This is a genomic window from Micromonospora sp. MH33, from assembly GCF_003013775.1.
Classification (GTDB): Bacteria; Actinomycetota; Actinomycetes; order Mycobacteriales; family Micromonosporaceae; genus Micromonospora; species Micromonospora fulviviridis.
Genome location: NZ_MUYZ01000036.1, coordinates 20,085 through 35,582 on the forward strand (window position 1 = coordinate 20,085; position 15,498 = coordinate 35,582).

19 protein-coding genes and 2 pseudogenes are annotated in these 15,498 nt (G+C 71.2%); 7 read left to right on the forward strand and 14 right to left on the reverse strand.

From position 1 onward, the window contains the following. Window positions 1–20 precede the first annotated feature (20 nt). The 11 genes from B0E53_RS08800 to B0E53_RS08850 form a co-directional block, all read right to left on the reverse strand. On the reverse strand, window positions 21–623 hold the full coding sequence (locus B0E53_RS08800; protein ID WP_107075558.1) for a DUF5947 family protein: 603 nt from the start codon (window positions 621–623) through the stop codon (window positions 21–23). Beyond that, on the reverse strand, window positions 620–1,231 hold the full coding sequence (locus tag B0E53_RS08805) for a NifU family protein (protein WP_107075559.1): 612 nt from the start codon (window positions 1,229–1,231) through the stop codon (window positions 620–622). The genes B0E53_RS08800 and B0E53_RS08805 overlap by 4 nt, the downstream gene beginning before the upstream one ends. Beyond that, window positions 1,224–3,023: a nickel-dependent hydrogenase large subunit gene (locus B0E53_RS08810; RefSeq protein WP_107075560.1), complete on the reverse strand. Its 1,800-nt coding sequence runs from the start codon at window positions 3,021–3,023 to the stop codon at window positions 1,224–1,226. The genes B0E53_RS08805 and B0E53_RS08810 overlap by 8 nt, the downstream gene beginning before the upstream one ends. Beyond that, a complete protein-coding gene (locus B0E53_RS08815; protein ID WP_107075561.1) occupies window positions 3,020–4,144 on the reverse strand; it encodes a hydrogenase expression protein HypE in 1,125 nt (374 codons plus the stop codon). Before B0E53_RS08815 ends, B0E53_RS08810 begins: the two co-directional genes overlap by 4 nt. Next, window positions 4,141–4,680, reverse strand: coding sequence for a hemerythrin domain-containing protein (locus tag B0E53_RS08820; protein ID WP_107075562.1), 540 nt, complete (start codon window positions 4,678–4,680; stop codon window positions 4,141–4,143). The genes B0E53_RS08815 and B0E53_RS08820 overlap by 4 nt, the downstream gene beginning before the upstream one ends. Further along, on the reverse strand, window positions 4,680–5,036 hold the full coding sequence (locus tag B0E53_RS08825) for a hydrogenase/urease maturation nickel metallochaperone HypA (RefSeq protein ID WP_107075563.1): 357 nt from the start codon (window positions 5,034–5,036) through the stop codon (window positions 4,680–4,682). Before B0E53_RS08825 ends, B0E53_RS08820 begins: the two co-directional genes overlap by 1 nt. Next, entirely contained in the window at window positions 5,029–5,613 is a 585-nt protein-coding gene (locus B0E53_RS08830) for a hydrogenase maturation protease (RefSeq protein WP_107075564.1), read from the reverse strand. Before B0E53_RS08830 ends, B0E53_RS08825 begins: the two co-directional genes overlap by 8 nt. After that, on the reverse strand, window positions 5,610–7,019 hold the full coding sequence (locus B0E53_RS08835; protein WP_107075565.1) for a hypothetical protein: 1,410 nt from the start codon (window positions 7,017–7,019) through the stop codon (window positions 5,610–5,612). Before B0E53_RS08835 ends, B0E53_RS08830 begins: the two co-directional genes overlap by 4 nt. A 206-nt stretch (window positions 7,020–7,225) precedes the next feature. Next, window positions 7,226–7,351 (reverse strand): hypothetical protein, encoded by a 126-nt coding sequence (locus tag B0E53_RS40070; protein ID WP_281492844.1) that lies wholly within the window; start codon window positions 7,349–7,351, stop codon window positions 7,226–7,228. A gap of 247 nt (window positions 7,352–7,598) precedes the next feature. Beyond that, a complete protein-coding gene (locus B0E53_RS08845; RefSeq protein ID WP_107075566.1) occupies window positions 7,599–8,093 on the reverse strand; it encodes a GNAT family N-acetyltransferase in 495 nt (164 codons plus the stop codon). A gap of 111 nt (window positions 8,094–8,204) precedes the next feature. After that, window positions 8,205–8,597, reverse strand: a complete 393-nt coding sequence (locus tag B0E53_RS08850) for a DUF302 domain-containing protein (RefSeq protein ID WP_107075567.1) — start codon at window positions 8,595–8,597, stop codon at window positions 8,205–8,207. Between the two features lie 198 nt (window positions 8,598–8,795). Between B0E53_RS08850 and B0E53_RS08855 the strand changes: the two are divergent. The 4 genes and pseudogenes from B0E53_RS08855 to B0E53_RS08870 form a co-directional block, all read left to right on the forward strand. Continuing rightward, window positions 8,796–8,951: pseudogene (locus B0E53_RS08855) on the forward strand (metal-sensing transcriptional repressor); the annotation flags it as partial. 139 nt (window positions 8,952–9,090) lie between these two features. Further along, window positions 9,091–10,494, forward strand: coding sequence for an MBL fold metallo-hydrolase (locus B0E53_RS08860; protein ID WP_107075568.1), 1,404 nt, complete (start codon window positions 9,091–9,093; stop codon window positions 10,492–10,494). Between the two features lie 88 nt (window positions 10,495–10,582). Then, window positions 10,583–11,182, forward strand: a complete 600-nt coding sequence (locus B0E53_RS08865) for a rhodanese-like domain-containing protein (protein WP_107075569.1) — start codon at window positions 10,583–10,585, stop codon at window positions 11,180–11,182. Next, a complete protein-coding gene (locus B0E53_RS08870; RefSeq protein WP_107075570.1) occupies window positions 11,179–12,084 on the forward strand; it encodes a sulfite exporter TauE/SafE family protein in 906 nt (301 codons plus the stop codon). The genes B0E53_RS08865 and B0E53_RS08870 overlap by 4 nt, the downstream gene beginning before the upstream one ends. An 81-nt stretch (window positions 12,085–12,165) precedes the next feature. Here the strand turns inward: B0E53_RS08870 and B0E53_RS08875 are convergent, their stop codons facing one another. After that, a complete protein-coding gene (locus tag B0E53_RS08875) occupies window positions 12,166–12,546 on the reverse strand; it encodes a VOC family protein (RefSeq protein WP_107075571.1) in 381 nt (126 codons plus the stop codon). A 99-nt stretch (window positions 12,547–12,645) separates the two neighbouring features. Between B0E53_RS08875 and B0E53_RS40075 the strand changes: the two genes are divergently transcribed. Beyond that, on the forward strand, window positions 12,646–12,777 hold the full coding sequence (locus tag B0E53_RS40075; RefSeq protein WP_281492845.1) for a hypothetical protein: 132 nt from the start codon (window positions 12,646–12,648) through the stop codon (window positions 12,775–12,777). Between the two features lies 1 nt (window position 12,778). On the opposite strand, the gene B0E53_RS08880 is transcribed toward B0E53_RS40075, so the two are convergent. Beyond that, a complete protein-coding gene (locus B0E53_RS08880) occupies window positions 12,779–13,243 on the reverse strand; it encodes a hypothetical protein (protein ID WP_107075572.1) in 465 nt (154 codons plus the stop codon). Window positions 13,244–13,419: 176 nt separating this feature from the next. Further along, the gene (locus tag B0E53_RS37445) at window positions 13,420–14,664 is read right to left on the reverse strand and encodes a hypothetical protein (RefSeq protein WP_246835304.1); all 1,245 of its coding nucleotides are present in this window, start codon (window positions 14,662–14,664) and stop codon (window positions 13,420–13,422) included. Window positions 14,665–14,864: 200 nt separating this feature from the next. On the opposite strand from B0E53_RS37445, the gene B0E53_RS08895 reads away from it, so the two are divergent. Together B0E53_RS08895 and B0E53_RS08900 are read left to right on the forward strand one after the other, a co-directional pair. Next, window positions 14,865–15,320 (forward strand): RNA polymerase sigma factor, encoded by a 456-nt coding sequence (locus tag B0E53_RS08895; protein ID WP_229791473.1) that lies wholly within the window; start codon window positions 14,865–14,867, stop codon window positions 15,318–15,320. Then, a pseudogene (locus tag B0E53_RS08900) lies at window positions 15,313–15,498 on the forward strand (hypothetical protein); the annotation flags it as partial. The gene B0E53_RS08895 and the pseudogene B0E53_RS08900, both read left to right, overlap by 8 nt.

Below are 15,498 nucleotides of genomic sequence, written 5' to 3' on the forward strand. Positions count from 1 at the left end.
CCCCTCCATCCGTCGTTGCCTCACGGCCGACCATGCCGTCGGCCGAGGTCGTCGAAGAACTGGGTGATCGCCCGCCACACCGCGCTTCCCCCGGACATGCCCGTCCAGTTCTGCCGGATGAGCGCGACGAGGCGGAAGCAGTCGTCGACCGGCACCAACCACTGCTGGCCGCCGCCGGCCAGCGTGCCCGTCCACACCAGGAAGGCTTCGACCCGTGGCTTCAGCCCGGCCAGCGCGGGCGTTCGTGCCTCGGCGGCCCGCCAGGCGCCGGCATCGATCTCCGACTCGGTCGTGCCGAGGGGACTCGGGTAGTGCGCGAGCACTCGGCCGTCCCGCTGCTTGACGAAGAAGACCAGGCCGACCGGCACGCCGAGCTCGTCGGCGGACAGGCCCGTCAACCGCCGGCCCTGGGTGGGGACGAGCTGGTACCGGCCACCGCCGGCCGCCTCACGTTCGAACAGCAGAGAGCATGGCATGCAGGCGCACACCAGCTCCCCGTCCTGCTCGTCCCACACATGCCGGTGCTCGGGGCCGACCGGCCCGGCGCACATGCCGCAGCGCTCGACCGAGGCCGCGCGCTGCCCCGCGCGGCGGATCGCGCGTTGCAACGCGCCCGCCGTCATGCCGTGCCGTCCAACGCCAGTGGCCCCGCAGCCTGCTCCACCTCGCTCGTCGTCGCCTCCGCGGTCCGGTCTGGCCGCTGCCACAGGGCGGCGACCGGGATCAGCGCCGGAGCCGGCGCGGGCGCCGCCACGTCGACGGCGGACAGCTCCGGCGCGAACGTCAACACCTGTTCCCGCACCAGGTCACGCAGGGCGGCGCCGCCACCGCCGCACGAACTCGCGGACAGGCTGATCGTCGCCACCTCGCCCTGGAGGCCGACCAGCGCGATCTCGGCGCCCTGCGCACGCAACTGCGGCCGGAGATCGTCGACCGCACGGGCCACGCGCCGCTCCAGCGGATCCGGGTGGATGCGGTGCAACAGCAGCAGGTGGCGCAGCAGTTCGTCGTCGGTGAGCCAGTCGAGTGCCCGTGGGTCGTCGGCGGCGAGGTCGGTGACGCGGGCCAGCGCCTCGCCGTACACCTCGGTCAGGATCTCGACGGCTTCCAGCGCCAGCTCGGCGGTGCGGCCGGGGGTCTGTTCGAGCTGGCCGAGCACGGCGTCCAGGCGGGCCAGCCGCGGCTCGACGGCCGCGTCGGCGAGCCGTTGGAGGTCCGGCTGCTCACCCATGGGACGCGCCGAACATCGGCGAGTGGATCTTCTTGAGGGTGCGACCGCCGCCGACGTACATGTGCACTCCGCACGGCAGACAGGGATCGAAGCTGCGCACCGCGCGCATGATGTCCACACCCTTGAAGTTGTCCGGGCCGTTCTCCTCGAAGATGGGCGTGTTCTGGATCGCGTCCTCGTACGGGCCAGGTGTGCCGTAGCTGTCACGGGGACTGCCGTTCCACGGCGTCGGCGGGTACGGATGGTAGTTGGCGATCTTGCGGTCCCTGATCACGAGATGGTGCGACAGGATGCCGCGGACCGCCTCGTGGAAGCCGCAGCCGATGGCATCGTCCGGCACGTCGAACTCGGCGAACACCCGCATGTCGCCGCCGCGCATCCGCTCCATCGCCTGCTCCAGGAAGTAGAGCGACATCGCCGCGGCGTACGCGATGAAGTAGGCCCGCGAGCGGTCCCGCTCCAGCGCGTTCGACCAGCGCGGGATCTTCCACTCCAACGTCATCTCGGGCAGCCGCTGGCTCTTGGGGAGCGAGATCAGCACGCTGTGCCCGGTCGACTTGACGTACGGGGTGTCGACCATCTTCGCCAGGGCGGTGGTGTACAGCCGGGCGAAGCAGCCGCCTCCGGTGTCCAGCGCGAGATGCTCTCCGCTGCCCTTGTCGAACCAGCGCGGGCTCATCACCCAGCTGTACTTGTCGTCGAAGTCGCGCTTCTGAGGGTCGGGCAGGGTGGTCTGGTTCCAGGGATGGCGGATGTCGACCGGGTTGCCGAGCGGGTCGTACTTGACGAACGGTTCCTCCTGGCCCACCCAGTCCTTGTAGTACGAGCTGCCGAGCAGGATCCGGATGCCGAGGTTGATGTCGACCAGGTCCGTGGTGAGCAGCTTGCCGTCGACGACAATGCCGGGCGTGACGTGCATCGCCCGTCCCCAGGTCGTCATGGTCTCGTAGCGGTAGTCGACGACGTCGGGGTTCTGGAACGCGCCCCAGCAGCCGAGCAGGACCCGGCGGCGGCCGACCTCCTCGTAGCCGGGCAGTGCCTCGTACCAGAAGTCGAAGATGTCGTCGTTCATGGCGACGGCCTTCTTGACGAAGTCCAGGATGCTGATCAGCCGGCTCAGGTAGTCGGTGAACAGCGTCGGCTGCGGCATCGTGCCGACGCCGCCGGGGTAGACCGTCGACGGGTGGACGTGCCGGCCCTCCATGAGGCAGAACATCTCCCGGGTCGTCCGGCTGACCTTCAACGCTTCCTTGTAGACCTCGCCCTCGAACGGGTTGTAGGCCCGCATGATGTCGGCGATCGTCCGGTAGCCGTGGATGTCCCGGCCCGGTGCCGCGGTCTTCTCGGCGCGGGCGAGCACACTCGGGTTGGTCTGCTTGACCATCGCCTCGCAGAAGTCGACGAAGACGAGATTGTCCTGGAAGAGGGTGTGGTCGAACATGTACTCGGCCGCCTCGCCGAGGTTGATGATCCACTCGGCCAGCGGCGGCGTCTTGATGCCGTACGCCATGTTCTGGGCGTAGACGGAGCAGGTCGTGTGGTTGTCCCCGCAGATGCCACAGATCCGGCTGGTGATGAAGCCGGCGTCACGTGGATCCTTCCCCTTCATGAACACCGAGTAGCCGCGGAACAGTGACGAGGTGGTGTGGCACTCGGCGACCACGCGATTCGCAAAGTCGATCTTGGTGTAGACGCCGAGGTTGCCGATGATCCGGGTGATCGGATCCCACGCCATCTCCACCAGTTCGCCGGGCTGCTGGCCGGCGGACTTCTTCGCCTCCGTCGCGGTCACGGTTTGTTCCTCTCGATCGCTGCCTGTCGCCGGGGATCCGCCGGTGCGTACGGGCGCCACCGGGGGTTGTAGCCGCTGGTGAGTTCCGGGCCGTTGTGGTGCCACTTCGGTTCCCGGTTGGCGGTGACGTTGGTGATGCCGCGCAGTCGGCGGATCAACGCGCCGTACGGCTTGATGAGCAAGGTGGACAGGCTGCCACCGGGAGGCATGTCCATGAACGGCATGAACTTGTCGGGGAAGCCCGGCATGGTGCAGCCGATGCAGATGCCGCCGACGTTGGGGCAGCCGCCCACGCCGCCCATCCAGCCGCGCTTCGGGACGTTGCAGTTGATGACCGGCCCCCAGCAGCCGATCTTCACCTGGCACTTGGGCGAGTTGTAGTCCTTGGCGAAGTCGGCCTGCTCGTAGTAGGCGGCCCGGTCGCAGCCCTCGTGCACGGTCTTGCCGAACAGCCACTGCGGCCGCAGCATGTTGTCCAGCGGCGGAGGCGGCGCCGAGCCGGCGGCGTGGTAGAGCACCCAGGTCAGGGTCTCCATGAAGTTCTCCGGCTGGATCGGGCAGCCCGGCACGTTGACGATCGGCAGGCCGCCCCGGGACCGGAAGTCCCACCCGAGATAGTCGGCCAGGCCCATGCACCCCGTCGGGTTGCCCGCCATCGCGTGGATGCCACCGTACGTCGCGCACGTGCCGGCCGCGACGACCGCCCAGGCCTTCGGTGCGAGCCGGTCGATCCACCAGTTCAAGGTCAGCGGCTCACCGGTGTTCTCGTCATTGCCGAACGAGGTCCAGTATCCGTCGCCGTTGATGTTCTCGTTCGGAATCGATCCTTCGATGACGAGGATGAACGGCTCGGTCATCTCCCCACGAGCCGCTTTCCGGTACGGCGCCAGGAACTCCTCCCCGCCGGCCGTCGGCGACAGCACCTTGTTGTGCAGGTTGACCTTCGGCAGACCGGGAATGAGCCCGAGGACGATGTCCTCGATCGCCGGCTGACCGGAGGCCGTCATCGATACGGAATCCCCGTCGCAACTCATGCCCTCGGAGATCCACAAAATGGTGACCTCGTCAAACCCGTTCTCGCGCGGGATCACCGCGCCGGTGTCGCGCATGCCCTGCGTCATGTGCGTGGCCTCCCTTGCATCCGGTCCCGAAGCCGGTCGTAGATGGCCGCCACCGGCGCCGCGAGCGCCAGCGCCGGAGGTTTGTCCGGTGCGTGGGGGTGCGGACGCGTGGGAGCGTGGCGCTTGCCCTGGTCGATCTCCTGCCCCAGCTCGCGTAGCGCCTGTTCGTCCGCCTGCCGGCACAGCAGCGGCATGAGCTGGTTCTCGTCGTCCTGCACGTGGTGGGCGACGGCGGACGCCAGCCGGTCCATCAGCTGGTCCTGCGCCGGATCGCCGGCCCCGCACCGGTCGAGTTGAAGCAGCAGATCCTTGATGGGCGCGTGCCCAGCGAGGTGGCCGTCGACCTGCCGGTCGTCCAACACCTTCGCGGCGAAAGGGTAGAAGAGCACCTCCTCGAGCGCCGCGTGCTTCGACAGCTCTCGGATGAGCACGTCGACCACACCGCGTCGCTGGGCATCGGAGGCTGCCGCACGGTAGTCCCGGAACAACTGCTCCACCACGCGGTGGTCATGCTGCAGCAGTTCGACGGCGTCCATCAGGCCGGCTCCCGTACGCCGGAGTTCACGGTGATCGACTCCAGGATGACGTCGTCGCTGCCGGTGACCTCAATGTTCACGCCGCCGCACCCTGGACAGGCGACCATTGCGAGGTGGTCGTCGACCGGCCCGCTGCGACCGCAGTCATAGCACGTCACGGTCATCGGCTCCAGGACCAGGTCGACGGCGGCAGCCGCGGCGACGGTGCCGGCCGCGGCCAGCTGGATGCCCTGCGCGACGACCTCGGGGTCGACCGGGTGGCCGCCGACGCGCACCCGTAGCCCGGTGACCCGGCGGCCTGCGGCTCTGCGCACCGCGGCCGCCACGATCGCCTCGGACAGCCCGCTCTCATGCATGTGTGGTCACTTCCCTCTCGGCTGGCCTCTGCTCGCGTGTTTCCCGCCGTTCTGCCGCGGCACCGAGCCGTGCAGCTTCCTCCTCCACAACCCCGACCACCGTCCGGGCCGCCTCGTCCAGGGCCTCGGCGACCGGCGCCGACAGCTCCATGCGCTCGTCCACGAGGGCCGGCTGGCATCCCACGACCAGGACGCGGTCGACAGTGCCCCCCAGGCTGCGTAGCAACCGGAGCACGGACTCGGGATCCATTCCGTGCCCGTCGGCCGCGGGCGCGGCCAGCGCGTCCGCCGGGCCCAGCGTCCAGCCAGGGTCGTCGAGGTCCACCTGGAGGACGGCCAAGGTGCCCGGTGCCTCGTTCAGTGGCAACGCGTCCACCATGACCAACACGTCGTGGTGGCCGTCCAACAGATCGTAGGCCAGATGCATCCCCCGGATGCCGTAATCGGACACATCCACCATCTCCGGCAGGACGGCGTCCCGGAGGCGCCGGACGACCTCGACGCCGAAGGCGTCGTCCCCGAGGAAGATGTTGCCGATGCCCGCGACCAGGATTCGTCCGCTGCCGTTGCTCCTCACGGTGCCTCCGCCTCACCGGCCAGCGGCTCGACCTCTTCCGGACGGAAGTGGCGTAGCCGCCCGTACCACTGGTGCAGGTCGGCACCCGGGTCGTCGTCCACCGTCACGGCCAGGAACCGTGACCCGTCGACGTCGAGCAGCACCTGCTCCACCCGGGCGGTGCGGCCCTCCAGGAACATGTCGTGCGCGTCGGTGCCGCGCTTCCGGGGGCGTAACCGCACCCGGCTGCCTCGGGACAACAGGACGCCACCGACCAGGACGGTGTCGCTCTCCGGCGCGATCCCCGCGTCGGCTCCGGGCTCCCACCATTGTCGTGAGGTGGCGGTGATACCGCCGTCTCGCCGCACGGGCGCCAGGGTCCGAACGGCCCCGTGCAACCGCACGAAAACCTCGGGCGGCATGGCATCGACGCGGTCGAGGATCGCTTCGGCCCGGGGATCGGTTGCCCGGACCTCCTGCTTCTCCGCGTCGGTGAGCGTGAGCGTGCGCAGCGAGAGGATCTCGTCGATTTCGGTGGCGTCGTGCAGATCGCCTGGACTCTCCGGTGCGATCTGCGGATGGTCGTAGAGGATGATCGGTGACGAGAGCAGAACGTCAGCGGTGCCGACCTCGCCGGCCAGCACGGGGAAGGTGTGCACGTTGCGGCACTCCCGCGCCGCGGGTGCCGCCCACTCGGGCGGGTCCAGCAGTGACAGGAATCGGCCCTGACTGACGGAGGCCAGTGTGTGAGTCGCCAGCAGGCAGCACCGCAACGCCTCGTCGCGTGGGCTGTCCGCCGGAGTCGTCCCGTCCGTGTTCTCGACGTGTATCCGGAGCCGCAGCAACCGGAAGGGTGCCTGACACGGCACGGCGGAGACGGTGACCGACGCGGACAGCGGCGATCGCCGGCGCACCACCCGCCCCACCGGTTCGCCCCCGTCGTCGGCCAACTGCTCGATGTCCTCGCCGCCCGGAACCCGGATGTCGAGGCGACGGCCGGACCGCAGGTCGCCGACCGACGCCTCGATCTCGAACTCCTGCTCCACCGCTTCGTCGAAGCTGAGTTCCGTGCGGCTCCCGGCGTCCTTCCTGTCAACGGATCGGTAAAGGCCGTCGACCGTCCGTTCCTCCACCACCCTTCGTTGCAGATGCAGGAACCGAACCCTGATCCGGACGACCGCGGTGTCCGGAACCTCCATGAGGCATTCGGTCTGCTGCCACGGCGACTCGGCCGAGCCTGCCACCGTGCTGTCGGCCAGGCCGTGCGCATCCGCCCAGGCCGGGGGAACGAGGACGCCGAACTGCCAACGGACGCGGTTCTTGCCCGACGATCGTCGATAGGGGTAGAGCAGGTAGCCCTCGTACAGGATCGCCTCCGCGACCGCCTCGGCGCCGTCGATGCCAGCGCCGCGCGGATGCGTCTGCATGGTGCTCCCCTCAGTGGATACGCGGAACCAGCTCCGGTGAGCTGTCACCCTGGTCTAGCCCACCCAGCCGGGTAGTCGTAAGTGCTCGTCGTCCCTGTGTGACGACAGCACTCACCAGATCGGGTGAACCTGGCCCGTGCGTGGGGACACTCGTCCTGCTGACAGCTGCCAGGCCGAAGACATGACCCGACGAAGGGGTACGGGGCTCAGCCGATCCGCGGGCGGCCGGCGACGCTGTCGGTGCGCCCGCTCCGCTCCCGGTCCAGGGTCTCCTGTGCGTCACGCATCGCCCCGGCGTACGGCGGCTCGGCGAGCCGCCGCGAGGCGGCCACGGATCCGCCAGAGCCGGCCGTCCCGAAGCAGCCAGATGTCGGGCCGGGCCGATGAGGTCCGCTTCAAGGAGCCGGTCAGTCGCCGGAATATCCAGAGAGGTGGATGTGGTCGGGCTGGCCGTCACGGTAGCCGATCACATATGTGCCGAACCAGCGCTCCCGCAAACCCCCGCCGACCTTCATCCACTCCTGCGCCTGGTCTGACGGGGGCGTCGTGCTAACTAAGGCCGGCGAGCGAAGGAATCCCCTAGGCGCGCGGCAGCGCGAGCCAGTCCTGCCAGGTGATGTCGCGGCCCAGATAACGGGGCTGCCGGAAGGGCCAGTCGGCGGCGATCCACCGCGGCACCAACGCATCGAGCGCGCGCTCCACCTCGCCGCCCGCGAGGTCGTCCACCACCCACCAGGAGACCTCTCCGTCGGAGCCGGTGCGCTCCGGCGGGTCGATGTAGACGCAGCCGAAGATGGCCGTCTCCTCCTCGTCCAGCAGCGCGTAGTTGAACGACTGGTGCGCGGCTATCTCCTTCTCGTGCCGCAGCAGGTCGATGCGGTTCTCCTCAAAGGTCATCGTCTCCCTGGGCCAGGCCCAGGCCGGGCCGAAGATCTTCCACAGGCGCTCCCGGGAACCCATCACGGCGGGGTAGTCGCGCGGGGCGTCCGCCTCCCGGATCGGCCGCAGGTGGAACGCGGTGTCGGGCACGGGCACGTGGACGGGGTGGACGAAGTCCTCCGGGAGCCAGGTCATGGGGGTCGAGGCTACAACCGTTCGGCGCGGGATGATCCACCGGCTGGACCGAGGTCGGCGTGGCATTCCCGCCCCGAACGACCACGGAGGATTGTCCGCGCGTGCCGGGTTTCAGCCCGAAAGCACGTCCAGGGCCGCCCGCAACCGCCGGGTCGCGTCGTCGGCGACCTCGGGCAGGTCGGGAGCGTCGCTCAACCGCACCATCACCTGCGGATCGAGCGCCTGCACGAGCGTGGCGTCCGGCCCGTCGGCGCGCACCACGACGTTGCAGGGCAGGAGCAGGCCGATGTTCCGGTCGGCCTCCATGGCTCGGTGTGCCAGCGGCGGGTTGCAGGCGCCGAGGATGACGTAGTCCTCGATCTCGACCCCGAGCTTCTCGCGCAGCGTCGACCGCATGTCGATCTCGGTCAGCAGGCCGAAGCCCTGCTCCTTCAGTGCCGCCCGGACCCGCTCGACGGTCGGAGCGAACCCGGCCGGCAGTCGAATGGTGATCGCGTAGCTCATGTCTCTGCTCTCCCTCGGGTGAGATGGTGCCGGCCGCGAGGCGACCGGCGTGGGTGATTCGGCAAAGGTCGCCCCGCTGCGGCGGGGCCGGGCCCGGCTCGACCGGGGAATGTGGCTCGCGCCGGCAGGCTTGAAGATACCCGTGGGGGTATCCTGCATGAGGAACGTACCCCCGGGGGTATGTTGGAGGCGGGAGCGTTGACCCAGCTCGCCGCCGTGTCGAAGGCGATCGACCGTGCGGGCTACAAGATCATTGCAGCGGGCATGCGGCACTGTGGGGCCGCGCGTGAACGTGGCGAGGGGCCGGAGATGACCGAGGAGGAGCTGGAGAAGCTCTTCCTGGCCCTCGCCTGAGTCGGAACGGCGCCACTCACGCCGCATAGCTGCGGCGCGAGTGGGCGGCCGTGCCCAGCTGAAGAGCAAGGCGGCAGTGTCTTTCCCGCATACCCCGGGGGGTATATGGGTTTTGCGATCGTCGGAAGGAGCAGGGCAAATGGCAGTCGAGGTTTCCGTCATCGGGACGTCCTCACTCGGCGACCGCAGCTACCTCGCCTCGGACGGGCAGGTGGCGGTCGTGGTCGACCCCCAGCGCGACGTCGACCGGGTCATGTATCTCGCCGGCGCGAAGGGCGTCCGCGTCACCCATGTGGTGGAGACGCACATCCACAACGACTACGTCTCCGGCGGGCTGGAACTCGCCCGGATCACCGGTGCCCACTACCTGGTGGCCGCGGCCGACGAGGTCGGTTTCGACCGCACCCCGGTCTCCGACGGCGACCAGGTGGCCGTCTCCGACTCGATGCGGCTGCGGGTGATCGCCACCCCCGGTCACACCTTCCACCATCTGTCGTACGTCCTCGACGAGGCGAGCGACGGTGTTGACTGGCAGCCGACCGGCGTGTTCACCGGCGGGTCGCTGCTGTTCGGCACGACCGGACGGACCGACCTGCTGGGCGAGCGGCACGCCCACGAGCTGGCCCACCACCAGCACGCCTCGGCCAAGCGGCTGGCGGAACTGCTGCCCGACGGGGCGGAGGTGTGGCCGACGCACGGGTTCGGCAGCTTCTGCTCGGCCAGCCAGTCCGATGCCCCCGAGTCGACCATCGGCCGGGAGAAGGCGAAGAACCAGGTCCTGCGGCTGGCCGCCGAGGAGTTCGTCGCCCAGACCCTCGGCGGTCTCGACGCCTACCCGGCGTACTACGCCCACATGGGTGTGGCGAACTTCGCTGGTCCGGCCCCGGTGGACCTCACCCCGGTGACCCGCGCCGACGCCACCGAGCTGCGCGAGCGGATGGCCGACGGGCAGTGGGTGGTGGACCTGCGACACCGCAAGGCGTACGCCGCCTCGCACCTCGCCGGCACGGTCAGCCTCGGCCTGGACGGGCCGATGTCGACCTGGCTCGGCTGGCTGATCGACTGGGGCGTGCCGATCACCCTGCTCGCCGAGACGCCGGAGCAGGTCGCCGACGCCCAGCGTGAGCTGGTCCGCATCGGCATCGACCGCCCGGCCGCCCAGGCCACCGGCGCCGTTGAGCGGTGGGCGGCCGAGCCGGGGCAGCTCCGGAAGCTGCGGATGGCGGACTTCCCGGCTCTCGCGGCGGCCCGCGCGGGGAACACGCCCGCCGGCCTGCCCGTCGCGGACGTGGTTCTCGACGTGCGGATGACCAACGAGTGGAAGGCCGGCCACATCGAGGGCGCCGTGCACGTCCCGCTGCCGGACCTGCCCGCACGACTCACCGACGTGCCGCCTGGCGCCGTCTGGGTGCACTGCGGCTCCGGCTACCGCGCCACCGCCGCCGCGTCGCTGCTGGCCAACGCCGGCCGCGAGGTCGTCGTCATCGACGACAAGTTCGACCAGGCCGGGACCGTCGGCCTGGAGATCGTCACCGAAGCCTGACCCACCAGCACGACCCGGCCGGCGCCGCCCGGCGCCAGCCGGCATTCCCGCGTCATCATTCGTGGCGCTTTACGCAGAAAGAGGAGAAATGAGCGCTTCCGAGACCGCCCGCCCCACCACCCTCGATGCCGTCACCCTGCGGGAGCTGATCGACGCCGGCCGCGCGCCGCGCCTGCTGGATGTACGTACCCCGGCCGAGTTCGAGACGTCGCACATCCCCGGCTCCTACAACGTGCCGCTGGACCTGCTCAAGGAGCACCGCGAGGAGCTGCGCGGCCATCTCGACGAGGACGTCGTGCTTGTCTGTCGCTCCGGCGCCCGGGCCACCCAGGCCGAGCAGGCCCTTGCCGGGGTCGGCCTGCCCAACCTGAAGGTCCTCGACGGCGGCATCATGGCCTGGCAGGCGGCCAACGCGCCGATCAAGCAGGGCACCCCCCGCTGGGACCTCGAACGCCAGGTCCGCCTCGTCGCCGGCTCGATCGTGCTGGCCAGCGTCCTCGGCTCAGTGTTCGTGCCGCAGCTGAAGTGGGTGGCCGGATTCATCGGCGCCGGACTCACCTTCGCCGCCGTCACCAACACCTGCGCCATGGGCATGATGCTCGGCAAGCTGCCCTACAACCGGGGCGCCAGCTGCGACCTGGACACCATCGTCGGCCAGCTGCGCGAGAGCACCGGGGGGCGGGCATGACGGCGACCCTGGCCCTGACCGTCGGACTGGCCGTCCTCATCGGCGTCAGCCTCGGCCTGCTCGGCGGAGGGGGGTCGATCCTCGCCGTGCCGCTGCTGGTCTACGTCGCCGACCTGCCCGCGAAAGAGGCCATCGCCACCTCGCTGCTCGTCGTCGGCGCCACCAGCGCGGTGGGCGTCATCCCGCACGCCCGGGCCCACCGGGTGCGCTGGCGCACCGGCCTGATCTTCGGCTTCGCCGGCATGACCGGCGCCTACGCGGGCGGCCGCCTGGCCGAGTTCATCCCGGCCGGGTTCCTGCTCACCGGCTTCGCCGTGATGATGCTGGCCACCGCGGTCGCGATGATCCGCGGCCGGCGCGGCGCCGAGGGCCGGCCGGTGCCGCACGAACTGCCGGTGCTGCGGGTGATCCTCGACGGCGTGGTGGTCGGACTGGTCACCGGTCTGGTCGGCGCCGGTGGCGGGTTCCTGGTGGTGCCCGCCCTGGCGCTGCTCGGCGGCCTGCCGATGCCGGTCGCGGTCGGCACCTCACTGGTGGTCATCGCCATGAAGTCCTTCGCCGGCCTGGCCGGCTACCTGTCCAGCGTGAGCATCAACTGGGGCCTCGCGGCAGCGGTGACCGCCGCTGCCATCGCCGGCAGCTTCGTCGGCGGGCGGCTCGCCGGACGGATCCCCGCCGACATCCTGCGCAAGGTGTTCGGCTGGTTCGTCGTGGTGATGGGCGTCTTCGTCCTCGGCCAGCAGTTGCCCGAGGAACTGCGGACCAGCCCGCTGCTCTGGACCGGCGTCGGCGTCGGCGCCGCGGTCACCGTGGGGCTGGCCGTGCTGCGCGGTCGGCGGAAGCCGGAGCCCCGGCGCGAGCCGGCCGCCCCGGTGCCGGTCGGGTCAGCGTCCCGTCACTGAGCCCCGACCATCAGGAGGAGCGCCCGTGCAGGTCCGGGCGCTCCTCGCCCATCTCGTGACACCCGGCACGCGTCACGTCGGTCAAGCTTGTGCTGTCGACGGGCCCTTGCCCTGCTCGATGCAGAACTCGTTGCCCTCGGGGTCGAGCAGCGTCACCCAGCCGCGTCCGTTCGCGGTGCGGTGGTCCTCGTGGAGCGTCGCGCCGAGGGCGATGACGCGTTTCACCTCGTCGTCGCGGCTCCGTTCGGTCGGCTGCCAGTCGAGGTGCACTCGGTTCTTCACCGCCTTGGCCTCGGGCACCCGGATGAACAGGATGCCGGGCACCGGGGAGGGAGTTTCGACCAGCACCTCGTCGTCGCCCGGCTCGTCCACGTCGGACACCGGCCATCCCGTCGCCTCGCTCCAGAACGTTGCCAACGCGTAGGGGTCGGCACAGTCGATCGTGATGTGGCGAAGGATCATGGCGACACGATAGCCAGGGAAGTCAGATGCAGGTGGGCCGCAGGTCCTGACGCGTGTAGGTGGTCAGCTCCCCTCGGGTGTGCCCTGGCGACCGGGCTCGTGCTCGCCCCGGACGGGATGGACCGCGGCTTCGTCGTCGCGGTGAGCGGCGTTCTCGCCGCCGCGTTGGCCGCCTACGCGGTCCTCTCGGCGACCTGGCGCGCCGGGCCGTCGCGTCCCACTGACCGGTGAGCTACGCCGGGCCACGCTCGGCGCGGTCGCGAATGTCGCGCAGCATCCGCCGGACCGCGAGCCGGTGCCCGCCGGACCCGATCACCAGCAGCCGGTAGAGACCCCCGTGCAGGCCGGGGAACTCGGCGTACGTCCGGGCGCTCACGAGCGTCCCGTCGGCCCGGTCGGCGAGGTCGAACTGGAGCACGTACCGGGAGAACCGGTGCCGCCCGGCGAGCCGGAGCCGCCGCCCCGGCGCCACCTCCGCCACGGCGAACCCGGGCAGCGCGGCGCCCTCGGTGAGCGGCGGCCCGGCGGCGCGGCGGGGGACGGTGCCCAACAGGTGGGCCAGGAGGTCGGCGCCGGTCGCGCCGTGGTGGGTGAACTGCGCGCCGAGCGACCGCCACACCTCGGCAGGTGGCGCGGCAACGAGGGCGCGGTGCTCGTCGACGAACGGCAGGTCTCCCGGTGGATCCGAAGGGGACACGTCGCCGACGATACGCGCCCCGTCAGCCGGTCATCTCGATCACGTCGGCCGGCGTCCGGCGCGGTGCCGGCCCTCGACGGCGGCGCGCAGCCGGGCCAGCACCGGCTCGGGCACCGCGGCGGTCGCCGTAGGCGCGGCGGTCGGTGCGGCGGGGCGGGATGCGGTCGAGCAGCCGGTCAGGCGGATCCGGCCAGGCCGTGCACGCCGACCAGGCCGGGGACCGGGACGCGGCCGAGTTCCCGGCCGGTGGCGGGATCGTGCCAGCTCACCGCGTCCCGCTGGCCCACGTAGAGGCGGCTGCCGTCCCGGCTGGTCGCCAGGCCGGTGACCGGTTCGCGTACCTTCCAGTCCACCGTGCCGGTCAGGCGGGTGAGGTCGAGCGCCCGGACCGTCGTGCCGGCGACGAGGAAGAGGCGGTCGGTGCCGGCGGCGGCGTGTGCGGCGCCCGTGCCGCGCGCCTGCGGGACCGTGCGGCGTACCGTCAGTTCGTCGGTGGCGATGTCCGCGACGGTGCCCGACGAGACGTCGGCGACGAGGAGCCGGCCGCCGTCGGGGCTGATCGCCATGGCGTGGCCGGCCGCAGCGGCCTCGCCGAACGGGTGCGGCAGGTCGACGCAGTACGCCCATCGCTCCCGCAGGTTCAGGGTGTGGACGAACGCGTGCGCGTTGCCGGGCCGACCGCTCACGAGGTCCCGGGTGTGCTGGTGGCCGGGCTGGTGGGTGTAGAGCGTGTAGAGGACGGTGCGGTCCGGGGCGAGCACCGCCTGGCGCCCGTCGCCGCGCATCTCCTCCTCCGCGCCGGGTGGGACCGGCGTCTTGTCGCGGGTGGACAGCGGGCCGGGCGTACCGGTGGCGAGGTCGACGACGCGGACCCGGTAGCGGTCCGGTGCGGTCGCCGGTAGCCATTCCAGGACGAACAGCCCGGTACGGTCCGCGGTGAACGCCTCCGGGACGACGTTGCCGCGCAGGTCCAGCCGGTGGTGCACCCCACCGGCGTCGGCGACCAGCACCGGCGTCGCCTCCCTCCCCGGCGGGCGACCGCCGTTCACCGTCACCCCGGTTGTGGTGAGTGCCAACCCCGTACCGTCGGCCGAGACCGCCTGGGGCACCCACCGCCCGGGCAGCAGTGTCTTCGCGGAGGTGTGGCCGGTCGCGGTGTCGATCCGCCAGCAGGCGGTGTCGGGGCCCTCGGGGGCGGTCGCGAACACCCACGCCCCGTCCGCGGCGGCCACGGCGCGCGGGATCGTTCGCCGGTCGGGTCCGCGCAGGAGGCTCAGCCCCTCGTCGACCCGCACGAGCAACGGATCGGGAACGGTGACGGCCGACGCTCGGCCCCTGGCCGGCTCGCAGCCGGCCAGCGCGGTGGCGCCGGCACCGGCCAGCAGGGTCAGGATGCCGCGGCGCGAGATGGTGACGGTCATGCCCGGGTGACACCCTCGAAGCCGCCGAAGTTCCGTGCCGCGAGGGTGGAACCCGCACGGGGCGGCCGGTGTCATGAGGGTGATCGAAGCGGAGGTCTCCACTGGACGACGACGAGCTTGTCACCCGCGCCCGGGCCGGTGACCTGGAGGGGTACGAACTCCTGGTCGCCCGGCACACCGCGTCCGCGCACCGGACGGCGGTGCTGCTCGGTGCCGGGTCGGACGCGGAGGACGTCATCCAGGAGGCGTTCGTGAAGGGGTTCCGCAACCTGTCCCGCTACCGCGGCGAGTCGTCCTTCCGGTCGTGGCTGCTCGCGATCGTCGCCAACGAGACCCGCAACCTGCACCGGTCCCGCAGCCGGCGGGACGGGCTCGCCCTGCGGGCCGCGGCGGCGCAGGACGGATCGGAGGTCGGCGAGGACGCCGCCGTCGGTGGAGTCCTCGCCGCGGAGCGCCGGGCCGCGCTGGTGGCGGCGCTGCGGCAGCTGCCGGTGAAGGACCGCGAGGTGATCGTGTGCCGGTTCCTTCTCGACCTGACCGAGGAGGAGACCGTGACGACACTCGGCTGGCCCAGGGGCACGGTGAAGTCACGGACGTACCGGGCGCTGGCCAAGCTCCGCGGCCTGCTCGACCGCGAGGAGGTGCGCCGTGGATGACCTCGAACGCGAGCTGCGCGTCCTCGCCACCTGGCTGGAGACTCCCGACGTCCCCGACGTGCGCGGCCGGGTACGCGCCCGGCTGGCCGCGCCGGCACGACGGCGGCGGCGCTGGCGCCGCTGGCTCGCCGCGGCCCTGGCCGCCCTGCTCCTCGCCGCGCTGCCGCCGGGGCGGGCC

Bases quoted from the DNA above. Each gene is read 5' to 3' on its own strand.
- B0E53_RS08870 (WP_107075570.1), top strand. From the start codon at position 11,179: ATGACGGCGACCCTGGCCCTGACCGTCGGACTGGCCGTCCTCATCGGC.
- B0E53_RS08815 (WP_107075561.1), bottom strand. From the start codon at position 4,144: ATGACGCAGGGCATGCGCGACACCGGCGCGGTGATCCCGCGCGAGAAC.
- B0E53_RS08835 (WP_107075565.1), bottom strand. From the start codon at position 7,019: ATGCAGACGCATCCGCGCGGCGCTGGCATCGACGGCGCCGAGGCGGTC.
- B0E53_RS37445 (WP_246835304.1), bottom strand. From the start codon at position 14,664: ATGACCGTCACCATCTCGCGCCGCGGCATCCTGACCCTGCTGGCCGGT.
- B0E53_RS08845 (WP_107075566.1), bottom strand. From the start codon at position 8,093: ATGACCTGGCTCCCGGAGGACTTCGTCCACCCCGTCCACGTGCCCGTG.
- B0E53_RS08850 (WP_107075567.1), bottom strand. From the start codon at position 8,597: ATGAGCTACGCGATCACCATTCGACTGCCGGCCGGGTTCGCTCCGACC.
- B0E53_RS08860 (WP_107075568.1), top strand. From the start codon at position 9,091: ATGGCAGTCGAGGTTTCCGTCATCGGGACGTCCTCACTCGGCGACCGC.
- B0E53_RS08805 (WP_107075559.1), bottom strand. From the start codon at position 1,231: ATGGGTGAGCAGCCGGACCTCCAACGGCTCGCCGACGCGGCCGTCGAG.
- B0E53_RS08820 (WP_107075562.1), bottom strand. From the start codon at position 4,680: ATGGACGCCGTCGAACTGCTGCAGCATGACCACCGCGTGGTGGAGCAG.
- B0E53_RS08865 (WP_107075569.1), top strand. From the start codon at position 10,583: ATGAGCGCTTCCGAGACCGCCCGCCCCACCACCCTCGATGCCGTCACC.
- B0E53_RS08875 (WP_107075571.1), bottom strand. From the start codon at position 12,546: ATGATCCTTCGCCACATCACGATCGACTGTGCCGACCCCTACGCGTTG.
- B0E53_RS08800 (WP_107075558.1), bottom strand. From the start codon at position 623: ATGACGGCGGGCGCGTTGCAACGCGCGATCCGCCGCGCGGGGCAGCGC.
- B0E53_RS08825 (WP_107075563.1), bottom strand. From the start codon at position 5,036: ATGCATGAGAGCGGGCTGTCCGAGGCGATCGTGGCGGCCGCGGTGCGC.